We start from the raw sequence: 13,824 nt of genomic DNA, 5'->3' as shown, positions 1-13,824 counted from the left end.
TTCCTTAACTCTCTTCATCTGTGGCGCTGTCGTCTTTCCATCCGACTGCTACGCCCGTGTCATAGCGAAGGTCGACGTATTTCACCGCCTTCTCTTGTTGCGCCAGAAGTGGATAAACATCAATAAAGCGTTGTAGCCTATCGATAAACTCCTGACGTCCTAAATTCAATTTAATGCCGTTTTTCAACTGCACTTGCCATGCAAATCGCTCGCTTAAGGACAGCTCGTCTAACGTCATATCCGTCGTAGCAATCAACGCGTGCATGGCGTTGTAGCCTTCAAGGGCGGTTTTTTCGCTGCCACCCGGGCCGTAAAGGCGCGGTAGATCTAACTTCACGCCTTCGTCGTTAAACGTATCGCCATAAGGATTTAACAACAAATCTTCATTCCATTGCGCAACCGGCTGCTGCTCAACCAAATAAATTTTTAACGTATTTGGCCACTTCTTTCTTACTGACGCGCGATAAACCCAAGGCTGCGCTTCAACAAGCTCAAATACTTCGTTGACGTCAAGCGCGAAAAAACTTCCAGGCTGCGCCTTGCGTATTAACCGCTCTAGCTTGGTAATATCGATGTGCTGATAATCACCAGAAAAATCGATAACCTGTACCGGCATTTGCTGTTCATCCTGCAAATACTGGTTTGCTTTAAGCCCACCAAACACTAATCCAGCAATAACAAACAGTAAGAAAGCGACGCCGCCCCACACTGCCGTTTTACTTTTGCCGCTCTTTGCAGAAGCGGGCTTACCTTGATTAGTATTGGTATCTGCCACGTTTACGCCTTGTTTGCAACGTCATCAAAACTGGTAGAAAGAATACTTAATACCAGTTCATCAAAAGTTAATCCTGCAACTTTGGCTGCCTTAGGCACCAAACTTTTTTCTGTCATGCCAGGCACTGTGTTCGCCTCTAGCAAATAAAACTGCCTTTGGTTGTCCTGCATAACGTCAATTCTACCCCAGCCGCTGCCAGAAATAGCATCAAAAGCACGGGATGCTAGTTTTGCTAGCTGTGCTTCTTGCTCTTCAGACAAGCCGCTTGGGCAATAGTATTCTGTTGTATTATCCTGATATTTCGCAGCATAATCATAGAATGTATGTGGAGTAGACATGCGAATAGACGGCAACGCCTGTCCCTGCAATACAGAAACAGTGAATTCGGGGCCATCTATATACTGCTCTAACAGGACTTGATTATCGTATTTAAAGGCGTCCTGAATGGCAGTTTCGAGCTGTTTAGCGCTTGTCACTCTCGCCATGCCAATACTCGACCCTTCTCTGGCCGGTTTCACCATGACTTCATTCCCCAATTTATCCATTATAGCGCTGCACTTACCAGCTTCAAAGTGCCTTTTATCAGCAATTTCATATTTTGCAGTGGGTAAGCCTAAACTTTGCCACACTTGCTTAGTATGAATTTTGTCCATTGCCAGCGCAGAACCTAAAACTCGGCTTCCCGTGTAGGGGATTTTTAGGAACTGAAGGGCTCCTTGCATAGAGCCATCTTCACCACCGCGACCGTGCAGCATAATGAGCGCTCTATCGACGTTAAGGTCGATAAGGTCGGTCAGAGGTCGCTCTGCTGGGTCAAACGCAAACGCATCTACGCCTTGTCGTAACAATGCATTTAACACCGCATTGCCCGAATTAAGCGATACTTCCCGTTCAGCAGAGTCACCGCCGAGCAGCACAGCTACTTTGCCATACTCGTTCGGCGAGTGGGTTTTCTGTGAGTGAATACTTACTGAAGGTGTAAACATCTTATTCCCCTTCCTTTGCAAGTGTGATCGGCTCTAGCGCGTGACGAGCTAAGAGCTTAGCAATTTGTCCGATGTTGCCCGCCCCTTGGGTCATAACGATGTCGCCATCTTGCATGATATTCGCCAAAATAGCTGGCAAGGCGTCTTTGTCACCTACGTACACAGGCTCTATTTGTCCGCGCTGACGAATGGAGCGGCATAGCGCTTTACTGTCAGCCCCTTCAATAGGTTGTTCACTGGCGGCATATACATCCAGAAGTAAAAGAGCATCAACGCTCGACAGTACTTCAACAAAATCTTCGTAAAGGTCGCGGGTGCGCGTAAAGCGATGTGGTTGATAAACCATAACCAAGCGTTTATCAGGCCAGTTTGCACGGGCCGCAGCAATAGTTGCCCTTACTTCCGTTGGATGGTGACCATAGTCATCCACCAAACACACCTCGCCTTTGCTGGTATTAAACGTACCTAATTGCTCAAATCGACGGCCAATACCACCAAAGCTGGCTAATGCACGAATAATGGCTTCATCATCTACACCTTCGTCGGTTGCCACTGCGATAGCAGCAAGGGCGTTAAGCACATTGTGGTTACCGGTGAGGTTCAACGTTATATCTAACGGTTCGCGTTCTGGGCGAATAACCGTAAAATTCGCTTTACCAAATGACAGAGAAACATTTTCTGCGCGATAGTCATTATGTGATTCAAAACCATAGGTAAGAATGCTTCGACCTATACGATGGCGAATTTCTTGAATATTTGCATCGTCACCGCACACGATGGCCTGCCCGTAAAAGGGTAGGTTCGACAAGAAATCAACAAAGGTATCTTTCACCTTTGAGAAGTCGCCACCATAAGTATCCATATGGTCGGCTTCAATATTGGTCACCACAGAAACCATCGGCTGCAAGTGAAGGAAGGACGCGTCGCTCTCGTCAGCCTCTGCGATTAGATAACGGCTTTTACCCAAACGCGCATTCGTACCAGCACTATTAAGCAAACCGCCGATAACAAACGTAGGGTCATACTCCGCTTCTGCGAAAATCGTTGAAATTAAACTGGTTGTAGTCGTTTTGCCGTGGGTACCCGCCACCGCAATACCGTGGCGGAATCGCATCAATTCTGCCAGCATTTCTGCACGGCGAATAATCGGAATGCGCTTTTCACGAGCCACGATAATCTCTGGGTTTTGCTCGTTGATGGCGCTAGACACCACAATAACGTCCATGCCTTCAACATTTTCCGCACGGTGGCCTATTTTCACATCAGCACCTAATTCGCTTAGCCGCTGTGTCATTGGCCCTTCTTGAATGTCAGAGCCAGCAATAGCATAACCTTCGTTTAATAATACTTCGGCAATACCACCCATACCGGCACCGCCGATACCAATAAAGAATATATTTTTAACCCTGCGCATTTGCGGGCTTTCAAATGGGGTTTTAAAAACCATTAGTCCCCTACTCCTACCACGCTTTTAACGTGGCTTACTACATTTTCCGTGGCATGAGTGCTTGCACATGTTTTCGCAACAGCACCCATCTTTAAGCAGCCTTCAGGGTGTTGTAACCACTGACGCACCGCCTGCCCTAAATTTTCTTTTAATACAGATTGAGCAATCATCAGTGCCGCATTTTGCTTAACTAACGACTGCGCATTTTTTGTTTGGTGATCGTCTACCGCAAAAGGTAGCGGTACGAAAATCGCCGCGCGTCCGGCAGCTGCAACTTCACTTACCGTAAGCGCACCAGCTCTACAGACAACAAAGTCTGCCCATTCATAAGCTGCGGCCATGTCATCGATAAAGTCGCTGACATCGATTTTCGACATATCTGCGCCCACCGACGTGTAGGCTTTGATGACACCTTCACTGTTACCTTTACCGCACTGGTGTTTTATTGATAAACCTTCTAGCACACCGCATGTTTCTGGGACGGTTTCATTGAGAATTTGCGCGCCTAAACTGCCGCCTACGACAAGCATATTCAGGCTATCCGTTCGCTCACTGCTGTTTTCAAGAGTGGCTTCGCCATTACTCGCGTTAATGTCTACAGATTTGGGCATTACCTGCCAAATTTCATCACGGACAGGATTGCCAACAGTATGCACCTTAGCCCTTACACCTGAAAATTGTTCTTTAGCATCGTTAAAGCCAAGCAATACGCGGCTTGCGATTTTACTAAGCAGCTTATTGGTCATGCCCGCAGCAGCATTTTGCTCATGCACTATCACAGGAATACCTAAGCTTTTTGCGGCAACGCCGCCTGGGCCGCTGGCATAGCCGCCAAACCCAATAACGATGTCAGGCTGTAGGCGTCTTATAATTCGTCTTGCTGAAAACAAGCTTTTTACTAAAGCAACAGCACCTTGAAGACGTGCCGTAACACCTTTGCCACGAAGCCCTTTTACCGGAATAAAGTGAATAGGTATGTCGTGCTTAGGCACAACTTGCGCTTCCATTCGCTCGGCGGTGCCTAGCCAATGAATGTCCCAGCCTTCCTTTCGAAGCGCGTTTGCCACTGCAAGGCCTGGGAAAACATGCCCGCCTGTACCGCCAGCCATAATTAAGCAACGCTTAGCCATTATCTGCCTCCTGCGCTACCCGCGCGAGTATGGCTTTAATGCCAGCTTTGCCTTCATCTTCCGCACTTGATGTTTTAGTGGGTTTAGCTTCAACCGTCGCTGTAGAAAAGTCAGCTTCGTCGCTCTTGTCCTCTGCACTCGCCCCACTTTCAGCATGTGCCGCTTTAGATTGCGACGCGTTAGTAGGAATAGGCTTTTTACGGCGGGCTTTGCTTTTACCGGACTTGCTATCGCCTCGACCAATCGCCTGTACGCCATCAACCCGTAATTCAAAATCGATACGAAGTAATATGGCTACCGCTACTGACATAATGATAAGTGACGAACCGCCGTAACTAACTAACGGCAGTGTTAACCCTTTGGTTGGCAGGATACCCGCGCTTGCACCAATATTTACCGCCGTCTGGAAACTGAACCAAATGCCTATGCTGTAAGCCATGTAACCATCAAACGCTCGCCCTTTTTCAAGTGCCTTATTTCCAATACTTAGTGCACGTAATACCATCCATAAAATAAGGCCAAGTACGGCAAGCACGCCAACAAATCCGAGCTCTTCAGCTAAAATAGCCATAACAAAGTCAGTGTGTGCTTCGGGTAAGAATTCCAATTTTTGTAAGCTATTGCCCAGGCCTTGCCCAAACCAGTTACCGCGGCCATAGGCCATTAAAGACTGGGTAAGCTGATAACCAGCACCAAATGGATCGGCCCAAGGATCTAAAAAGGAGGTAACCCGTTTCATTCGGTATTCTTCAAACACAATAAGCGCGACAACCGCCAATATGCCCGCAAACACCAATGCAAAGAACTGCCAAAGTCGTGCACCTGCTAAAAACAACAGGCCAATTGTGGTGGCAAACATCACGACTACTGTACCTAAGTCGGGCTGAAGCAAAAGCAACATTGCAAGTGCAAAGAACACCACAAGGGGCTTTATGAAGCCTTTTAGATTCTCGGTAACTTCTTCGTATCGGCGTACTAGATACCCTGCCAGATAAGCGAAAAAGTAGAGTTTAGCGGGTTCAGCGGCTTGCACCGTAATAGGACCGATGACTAACCAACGGGTACTGCCGTTCACCGTTCGACCAACAAGCAATACTGCTACGAGCAGCGCAATCGCCGCGAGTAACAGGTACGGGTTAGTGGTACGCCAAAACTGCATCGGCAGTTGAAGGGTTATCATTGCAGCCGTCAAGGCACACGCAATATAAATACCGTGGCGAATAGCAAAATAGAAGGGATTGTCGTGCAGCCTATCGGCCACCGGCATCGACGCCGAGGTGACGATAATAATGCCAATACTCATTAGCGCGAGCGCAATTAAGATAAGCGTCACGTCATATGGGTGCGTTGCCGAAGGCTGTCCGTCGTGCTTCGCGGCAAATAACGCGCTAAGTTTGGTAGAGGCAGTCATCATGATGAGACCTCCACAGCGTCGTCGTTCTTACTGTGTAAATTATGTAGGTCGTGTACATCTTGTTTAAACACATCACCGCGATGCATATAGTTTTTAAACATATCTAAACTTGCACACGCAGGCGAAAGCAATACCACATCACCAGGGGCTGCAAGCCTCGTTGCTGCTTTCACGGCGTCTTTCATGGTTGCCACACGAGTAGTATGCGCAAAACTCTTTTCAAACAGGTGTGCATCTTTGCCCAATGCAAACACGTGCGATACATATTTAATTAAATAAGGCGAGAGGCTGGCTATATCAGCACCTTTAGCGTCACCACCTGCAATAAGAATTAGCTTCCCTTGTATAGTCGGGGCTAACCCTTCAAGGGCCGCGACGGTGGCACCAATGTTGGTTGCTTTAGAATCGTCGATATAGCGGATGTCATTTACACGAGCTATTTCCACACAGCGATGTGGTGCAGATTTAAAACTGTATAAGTGTTTAACCGCGAGATCTGGCGAAACACCTAGCTGAAGGCAAATACCCAATGCAGCCATGATGTTTAGTACGTTATGCATGCCCGCTAAATGGATATCGCTAAGGGCAATGAGCTTTTCGCCATTAAACGTAATGTATAGACTTTGTTCATCGCCAAGCGTACTTCCGTCACCGCCAAAAAACGCAATCGCAAACCCTGTGGTCGACTCTCCCAGTCCATATTCAACGATGGTTTTTGACGCTAGCGCGTCGGCATTAGATACGCCATCAGATACTGCATTAGAGACGGCATTTGATGCAGCATTCCCCTTAGCATCAGCAATAAGCTGCTCGTCTGGCGCAACAAACTCACCGTCTCGCCATACAATCGCAGATTTCGCATTATCAAAAATGCGATGCTTGGCATCGATATAGGCTTCAAGGGTACCGTGACGGTCTAGGTGATCATCGGAAATATTAAGCACTGTGGCTGCTTCAAGTTCTAGGCTAGACGTAGTTTCAAGCTGAAAACTTGATAGCTCCATCACCACTACATCTGCATCACTTTGAAGCGCTTCAAGCACAGGGCGACCTACGTTGCCCGCTTCAATACTTTTTACACCACAGCTTTTAAGCAGATGGTTCACTAATAAAGTAACTGTGGTTTTACCGTTAGAGCCGGTTATACCTACTACGCGTTTTGCTGGCGTAGCGCCGTTTTTGGTGGCATTTAAACGGGCGAACAACTCAACATCGCCGATTACTTCAACGCCACACTTCTGCGCTAAAGCTACTTGTTCAATGTTCAGAGCAAGCCCCGGGCTTAACACCAAGGTGTCTACACCAACAAAGTAATCTTCGCTTAGGGCAGTGCAAGAGACCTTCTCTGCCATAAACGCTTGCATGTCAGTATCAAGAGCAGAATCAGGGTCGGTAACTAGAGTAAAATTAGCACGGGTATCAAACGCTTTAACCGTTGCCTGCTTTTGCAACAAAAAGCGCACGCAAGCCTGACCTGTAACACCTAGGCCACCGACTACATAACTATGCTCACGTACGTTATACGACATTACGATTTATCTCTTTACCACTTATCTAAGTTTAAGGGTAGCTAAACCCACTAAAACCAAAATGATTGAAATGATCCAAAAACGCACTATTACGCGCGGCTCTGGCCAGCCCTTCAATTCATAGTGATGGTGAATAGGCGCCATACGAAAAATACGCTGGCCACGCAATTTGTAAGAACCTACCTGAAGGATGACCGACAGGGTTTCCATAACAAAAACACCACCCATGATGATTAACACGAGTTCTTGGCGCACTAATACAGCTAACACACCTAGTGTGCCGCCTAGCGCTAGTGAGCCAACGTCACCCATAAATACTTGTGCCGGATACGTGTTAAACCATAAAAAGCCTAAGCCTGCACCGACCATGGCGGTACACACAATCACCAGTTCACTGGTGAGCGGAATATGAGGAATATTCAGGTATTCAGCAAAGTTCGCATTACCTGTCACATAGGCGAAAATGGCAAATGCGCCTGCCACCAATATAGTGGGCACAATGGCAAGTCCATCCAATCCATCGGTAAGGTTCACCGCGTTACTTGTGCCTACAATGGCAAAGTAGGTAATAATGATGAAGAACGCACCTAACTGCGGGAACACTTCTTTGAAGAAAGGCACCAGTAGTGAGGTTTCAGCGCTTATTGTTGCACTGCTGTATAGATAGAATGCGACGCCTAACGCAACCACAGATTGCCAGAAATATTTCCAACGGGCGATAAGCCCCTTCGAATCTTTGCGGATCACTTTTCTGTAGTCGTCAACAAACCCAATAATACCGTAAGCCACAACCACGGTAAGGGTTACCAACACATAACGGTTAGTCAGGTCAGCCCAAAGCAGGCCGCTTACTACAATTGCTGCGAGTATAAGTAACCCGCCCATAGTGGGTGTGCCTGATTTTGACAAATGGCTTTGCGGGCCATCGTCTCGTACAGTTTGACCAATTTGCATACGCTGCAAATAACGAATCATCTTAGGGCCAATAAGAATGGCAATAAGTAATGCGGTCAGCGTGCTTAAAATTGCACGAAGGGTAAGGTATGAAAATACGTTAAACCCTGAATCGAATTGTGTCAGCCAGTCGGCTAGCCAAATTAACATGCTATTCGCTCCCGACGGCTATCGTGCTTTCCCAGCGCAGAGGCCTCTACCGCCTCTACCACACGTTCCATTCTGGAACTGCGTGAACCTTTAACTAAAATTGAAATATCGCGCTGCTGCACTAACAAATCACTCTCCATTGCGGCCAACAAACTTTCAACATCGCTGAAATGGCCACCATTTTCATTAAACACAGCACTGGCTGATTGACTCAAAACACCCATGGTATACAGGTAATTAATTCCTTTTTGTTTAGCGTATTCCCCCACCTGCTCGTGGTAAAAACGCGCTTTTTCACCCAACTCTTTCATGTCGCCTAGAACAAGAACGCGGATACCTGAAAAGCTACTTAGCGTATCAATTGCCGCATTTACAGATGCCACGTTGGCGTTGTAGGTGTCATCTAACAGGCGAACCTGTTCGGTAAGCTGCTTTACATTCAAGCGGCCGCTAACTTGCTTCATGGCAAGTAAGCCGTCGCGCACGTTTTCTAGTGTGGCGCCAACTTGCAGTGTTAATGCCGCAGCGACAAGGGCATTCCCCACGTTGTGAACGCCAGGAATAGTAAGCTGAATAGACATATCTCCTTGCGGGCAAACCAAGTGGAATGCGGCGCACCCATCTAGCCCAATGGTGATATCTTCTGCTCTAAAATTAGCATCGTTTTTCTGCTGGGGCGAAAACGTTAACGTTTTGGTCTGTTTAAGTTTGCCTTGCCAAAATTCAGAAAACTGGCTATCAACATTGACTACCGCCACGCCGTCACTGCCTAAGCCTTTAAAAATTTCACTTTTGGCGCGCGCTACACCTAGCAAACTTCCAAAGCCTTCTAGGTGAGAAGCGGCGGCGTTTACGATAGTCGCGACGTCCGGCTTAACAAGGTTCGTGGTATAGGCGATTTCACCAATGTGATTTGCGCCTAACTCCATCACTGCATATTCATGCTGAGGTTCAAGGCGTAGAAGGGTTAGCGGCACACCGATATCATTATTGAAGTTACCGTTTGTGGCTAATACATTGCCTCTTCGCTCCAAAATAGCGGCACACATTTCCTTTACGGTGGTTTTGCCACTGCTTCCGGTAATCGCAATCGTTTTGGGTGCCACATAAGCTTTTACTGCCGCACCTAATAGACCAAGTGCTTCTTTGGTATCTTCAACCATGATGACAGGTAACGAGGTTGCTACGTCTTCACTGGCAATAACCGCACTTGCTCCCGCTTTCTCCGCCGTTGAAATAAAATCATGGCCGTTAAAATTCGGACCTTTCAAGGCCAAGTAAACTGCGCCATCTTCTAGGGTGCGGGTATCGGTACTTACTGCAGACACTTCAACGTCAGCAGCGCCTTTCAATAATTTTCCATTAACCTTTTCGGCTATCCATGACAGCGTTGTTGTTATCATTTGCTGTACTCCTGTTGCAGTCGCGCCACAACTGCACGTTCGTTATAGTTAGTCTTTTTGTCACCGATAATTTGGTAATCTTCATGGCCTTTTCCGGCCACGATGATGATGTCGCTTTCATGCGCATGCTCAAGGCAATGACGAATAGCTTGCTCGCGATCGGGAATAGACACTGCCAGCTCACGGTTTTTCAAACCCGCAATGATATCCTCGGCGATAGATTCAGGGCTTTCACTGCGGCTGTTATCTGTGGTGATCACAATAGCGTCAGCACCAACCTCGGCAGCCTGCCCCATTAACGGTCGCTTGCCTTTGTCTCTGTCCCCGCCACAGCCAAACACACACCACACTTTGCCCGTTGTATGGAATTTGGCGCTTAACAGCACTTTCTCCAGAGCGTCTGGTGTATGCGCGTAGTCCACCACCAAGTTAGCGGCACCCGTTACAGAGAAAACTTCCATTCGCCCGGGTACAGGCGTGATCGCATTTACCGCGTTAACCACGTCATCAAAACGCTCACCTTCAGCGAGTAACGTACCTATAGCACTCAATACATTACTGATATTGAACTTTCCGAATAGTGGCAGCGAAATAGCAGCGCTTCCCCACGAACTCACCAGTTCAAAGCTACATCCACCTGCATGATAAGAAGCATTTGTGGCGAAACAATGGCGACTTTGAGGATTGTTATGCTCTCGCAAGTATTCACTTTCACCGCTTCCATCCAGACCACTTTCGTCTATACCTGTCCAGATGCGTGTAATCGACTTATCTGCTGCACCATCCCACTTCTTACTTTCATCATCATTAGCGTTTAATACCACAGCCTTTAAACCTGGCTGCTGAAGCAGCAAGCGCTTGGCTTTGCCGTACTCTTCCATGGTGCCGTGGTAATCGAGATGATCTCGAGTAAGGTTGGTGAAAACAGCGATATCGGTTTTTACTGTACCAAGCCGACCTTGAACCAATGCGTGAGAACTTGCTTCGAAGGCCGTATGGCGCACTTCACTTTGCACAAAGTCTGCCAACAAATACTGCATACGTATGGCATCGGGCGTAGTGTTTGCTGCCGGCGTGTTCGACCACTGGGTTTCATCGCCTTCAAACACACTGCTCCCTAAAGTTCCGATGCTTGCACTACGTGTACCTAACGCATCCTTAAGCTGGGTAAGTAATTGAACTGTAGAGGTTTTTCCGTTTGTCCCTGTCACTGCTACCGTCGTCATTTTCTGAGCAGGGTAGTCGTAAAATGCAGCAGCTAATGCAGAGAGCATTTGTGGTAATTCATACAGCGAGATAATGACGCTGTGGTCACGCATTTCCATCTGACCATGGGCACTACTGTCTTCAGTTTGCGCCAGAATTACACGGGCCCCTAAACTTATTGCCTGGGGTATAAAATCTCGACCATCACGTTCGTGGCCCTTAATTGCCAAGAACGCTAAGCGTGTATTTACTTCTCGGCTGTCTAGCGTTAAACCTTCAACGCGGATATCTGGGGCGTCTACACCAAATTTCGCCAATAAAGCTTTTATACTTTGAATAAAGGCACTAACTACCACTTTGACCTCCTTTCAATAAGCGGCTAGATGTAACCTGCTTGTCATCGGGCGTAACGTTTAACATGTGCAGTGCGCCCCCCATAATTGATGAAAAGACAGGTGCAGCGGTATCCCCCGCGTGATACAAATCACCGCCAGGTTCGTTGATCAATACAATTGTCACTAATCTTGGGTCAGACACAGGTGCGATACCGGCGAAAATGTTGACGTACTCTTCGCCGTACCCGCCGGCCACCGCTTTTCGGCTTGTTCCTGTTTTCCCAGCAACGCGATAACCTGGTACCGACGCTTTTGTTGCTGTGCCGCCACGCTGGGTTACGCTTTCCATCATTTGAACAATAGCGTTAGCGTTTTCTTCGCTGATCACCCGCTCAGATTGAGCCTGCCATGAAGGTTGCTCTGGCGACTTGATGACATTAAGCGGTGTTTTAATACCGCCGTTCGCCAACGTTGCGTAAAGACGCCCCAACTGTGCAGTGGTAACCGAAATGCCGTATCCAAATGACAGCGTGGCTAGCTCAAATTCAGACCAGCGGCTGCGCTCATGAAAGATACCGCTACTCTCACCCGCCATATTAAGCCCGGTATCGCTCATTAAGCCCATATTGTAATAGGTATCCAGCAGGAACTGTTTAGGCACAGAAAGCGCCAGCTTCGACGTCCCCATATTTGAGGAATGCTGAATAATTTCTTCTAGCGTTAGTTCGCCGTAGTTGCGCGAATCTTTTACTAGGCTGCCGCCTAATCGCATCCATCCTGGATGAGTGTTTACTGAGTCTTCAGGCTCCACTTCACCGAACTCTAATGCAGTAAGGACGGCCAGCGGTTTTAGCGCCGAGCCTGGTTCGAACGCATCGGTAATAACCCTGTTACGCATTCTGTGCGCAGAAATATCGCTTCTGTCATTCGGATTGAACGACGGTGCATTCACCATGGCTAACACATCACCGCTTTTTACATCGATGACAATGGCGGAAGCCGAGCTTGATTGGTAATAAATCATGGCTTCTTTAATTTCTTTATAAGCAAGTGCTTGAATACGCTGATCGATGGTCAGCTGCAGGTCACCGGCTTTTTCACCAGACTTTGTTTCCAAGATCTCTACCTGACGGCCTTTCGCATCGCGGCGAATTTTACGAGAACCCGGCGTGCCCGTTAGCCACTCGTTATACATGCGCTCCAAGCCTTCAACGCCCGTGTCGTCAACATCGGTTACGCCGATTAACTGCGCTGAAACTTCACCTGTAGGATAGTAGCGGCGGCTTTCACGGCGAAGATAAATGCCTGGAATATCAAGTTTATCAACGTACTCTGCCATGGCAGGCGACACCTGACGCTGCAAGTAAACAAAGCGGCGTTTGGGGTTTGCCACTTTTTCTTTGAGTTCATTGACGTCTTGGCGCAGTACATCTGCCAGCGCTTCCCAACGGCGTTCTTCCTCGAAGCCGTTGTTTTCATGGATAACCTTCGGGTCTGCGTAGATGGCCCGAACAGGCACACTCACCGCCAGCTCAACACCATTTCTATCGGTAATGAGCCCGCGATAGGTTGGCATGTCACGGGTTCTTAGTGTGCGGTTGTCGCCCTGTTGAATTAGCTCGTCTGGCTCAATAACTTGAATATAGGCTGCACGGGCGGCTAGCACGCTGAAAACTAGCATAATAACAACAAGCACAACGACAAAGCGCCAGTGCACTAGGCTTGGCGTTACATTTTGTTTTGCACCGGTTTTTTTACGTTGGCGAGAAAGTGCTGTTGTACTCATTTTAACTTCACCACTACTTCATCGTCTGCGGTTGGACGGTACATTTCTAACTGTTTTTCAACCAGGTTTTCTATCCGGTTATGCTCGGTCAACGCGCGTTGCTCAAGCACGAGGTTACGCCACTCGACATCAAGCTCATCTTTCTCTTGCATAAGGTCTTCAAGGGCAATGACCTGCTGTCTGTTGTGATGACTGCTTAGTGTCACTGCCATGGCACTTGTGATAACCATTAAATACAACAAAACCCGCAACTTGTTGCGGGTCAAATCTGAAACAATTATTAGCAGTAATTTAAAATTAGTGCTGGCCTTGTCTGGCGAGGCTTTGGTCATAACTTTTCTGCCACACGTAATACCGAACTGCGAGAGCGAACGTTGTTCGCAATCTCCTGTTCTGAAGGTTTTATCGCTTTGCCCAAGGCTTTTAACACTTTATCTGCATCTATTTCAGCCTGAGTAATCGGTAAGTTGTGCGGTACTGATTTCCCTTTACTTTGATCCTTAATGAAGCGTTTTACTAAACGGTCTTCAAGAGAGTGAAACGAAATAACGGCAAGACGTCCTTCTTTCGCCAACACCTGTGTCGCGGCTTTAAGGCCAACACGAAGTTGCTCAAGTTCCGCATTGATATAAATGCGAATGCCTTGGAATGCACGGGTTGCCGGATGTTTAAACTTATCCTTTACAGGAACCGCTTCGTCGATAATTTT

The 13,824-nt window shown here is 47.6% G+C and carries 12 protein-coding genes; all 12 read right to left on the bottom strand.

The genetic code is table 11. The features are described 5' to 3' along the window. Positions 1 to 4: 4 nt before the first annotated feature. Complete coding sequence (locus KUL49_RS17915) at positions 5 to 775, bottom strand: cell division protein FtsQ/DivIB (RefSeq protein ID WP_014977223.1); 771 nt, start codon at positions 773 to 775, stop codon at positions 5 to 7. A gap of 2 nt (positions 776 to 777) precedes the next feature. After that, complete coding sequence (locus KUL49_RS17910) at positions 778 to 1,761, bottom strand: D-alanine--D-alanine ligase (protein WP_014950427.1); 984 nt, start codon at positions 1,759 to 1,761, stop codon at positions 778 to 780. A 1-nt stretch (position 1,762) separates the two neighbouring features. Next, on the bottom strand, positions 1,763 to 3,208 hold the full coding sequence (murC, locus tag KUL49_RS17905; protein ID WP_131138161.1) for a UDP-N-acetylmuramate--L-alanine ligase: 1,446 nt from the start codon (positions 3,206 to 3,208) through the stop codon (positions 1,763 to 1,765). Beyond that, positions 3,208 to 4,338: an undecaprenyldiphospho-muramoylpentapeptide beta-N-acetylglucosaminyltransferase gene (gene murG / locus KUL49_RS17900; RefSeq protein ID WP_131138160.1), complete on the bottom strand. Its 1,131-nt coding sequence runs from the start codon at positions 4,336 to 4,338 to the stop codon at positions 3,208 to 3,210. Before murG ends, murC begins: the two co-directional genes overlap by 1 nt. Beyond that, complete coding sequence (ftsW, locus tag KUL49_RS17895) at positions 4,331 to 5,752, bottom strand: cell division protein FtsW (RefSeq protein ID WP_131138159.1); 1,422 nt, start codon at positions 5,750 to 5,752, stop codon at positions 4,331 to 4,333. Before ftsW ends, murG begins: the two co-directional genes overlap by 8 nt. Beyond that, positions 5,749 to 7,281, bottom strand: a complete 1,533-nt coding sequence (murD, locus tag KUL49_RS17890) for a UDP-N-acetylmuramoyl-L-alanine--D-glutamate ligase (RefSeq protein WP_131138158.1) — start codon at positions 7,279 to 7,281, stop codon at positions 5,749 to 5,751. The genes ftsW and murD overlap by 4 nt, the downstream gene beginning before the upstream one ends. A gap of 21 nt (positions 7,282 to 7,302) precedes the next feature. Beyond that, positions 7,303 to 8,385 (bottom strand): phospho-N-acetylmuramoyl-pentapeptide-transferase, encoded by a 1,083-nt coding sequence (mraY, locus tag KUL49_RS17885; protein WP_014950432.1) that lies wholly within the window; start codon positions 8,383 to 8,385, stop codon positions 7,303 to 7,305. Next, positions 8,379 to 9,788, bottom strand: coding sequence for a UDP-N-acetylmuramoyl-tripeptide--D-alanyl-D-alanine ligase (gene murF / locus KUL49_RS17880; protein WP_131138157.1), 1,410 nt, complete (start codon positions 9,786 to 9,788; stop codon positions 8,379 to 8,381). The genes mraY and murF overlap by 7 nt, the downstream gene beginning before the upstream one ends. Beyond that, positions 9,785 to 11,350 (bottom strand): UDP-N-acetylmuramoyl-L-alanyl-D-glutamate--2,6-diaminopimelate ligase, encoded by a 1,566-nt coding sequence (locus KUL49_RS17875; protein ID WP_131138156.1) that lies wholly within the window; start codon positions 11,348 to 11,350, stop codon positions 9,785 to 9,787. The genes murF and KUL49_RS17875 overlap by 4 nt, the downstream gene beginning before the upstream one ends. Next, the gene (locus KUL49_RS17870) at positions 11,340 to 13,115 is read right to left on the bottom strand and encodes a peptidoglycan glycosyltransferase FtsI (protein ID WP_014977227.1); all 1,776 of its coding nucleotides are present in this window, start codon (positions 13,113 to 13,115) and stop codon (positions 11,340 to 11,342) included. The genes KUL49_RS17875 and KUL49_RS17870 overlap by 11 nt, the downstream gene beginning before the upstream one ends. Beyond that, entirely contained in the window at positions 13,112 to 13,447 is a 336-nt protein-coding gene (gene ftsL, locus KUL49_RS17865) for a cell division protein FtsL (protein WP_131138155.1), read from the bottom strand. Before ftsL ends, KUL49_RS17870 begins: the two co-directional genes overlap by 4 nt. Continuing rightward, the coding region (mraW, locus tag KUL49_RS17860) for a 16S rRNA (cytosine(1402)-N(4))-methyltransferase (RefSeq protein WP_131138154.1) at positions 13,444 to 13,824 on the bottom strand (381 nt) is incomplete at its 5' end. The genes mraW and ftsL, both read right to left, overlap by 4 nt.

Source organism: Alteromonas sp. KUL17, from assembly GCF_006538305.1.
Taxonomy (GTDB): Bacteria; Pseudomonadota; Gammaproteobacteria; order Enterobacterales; family Alteromonadaceae; genus Alteromonas; species Alteromonas macleodii.
This window is presented reverse-complemented; position numbering and strand designations above follow the sequence as displayed.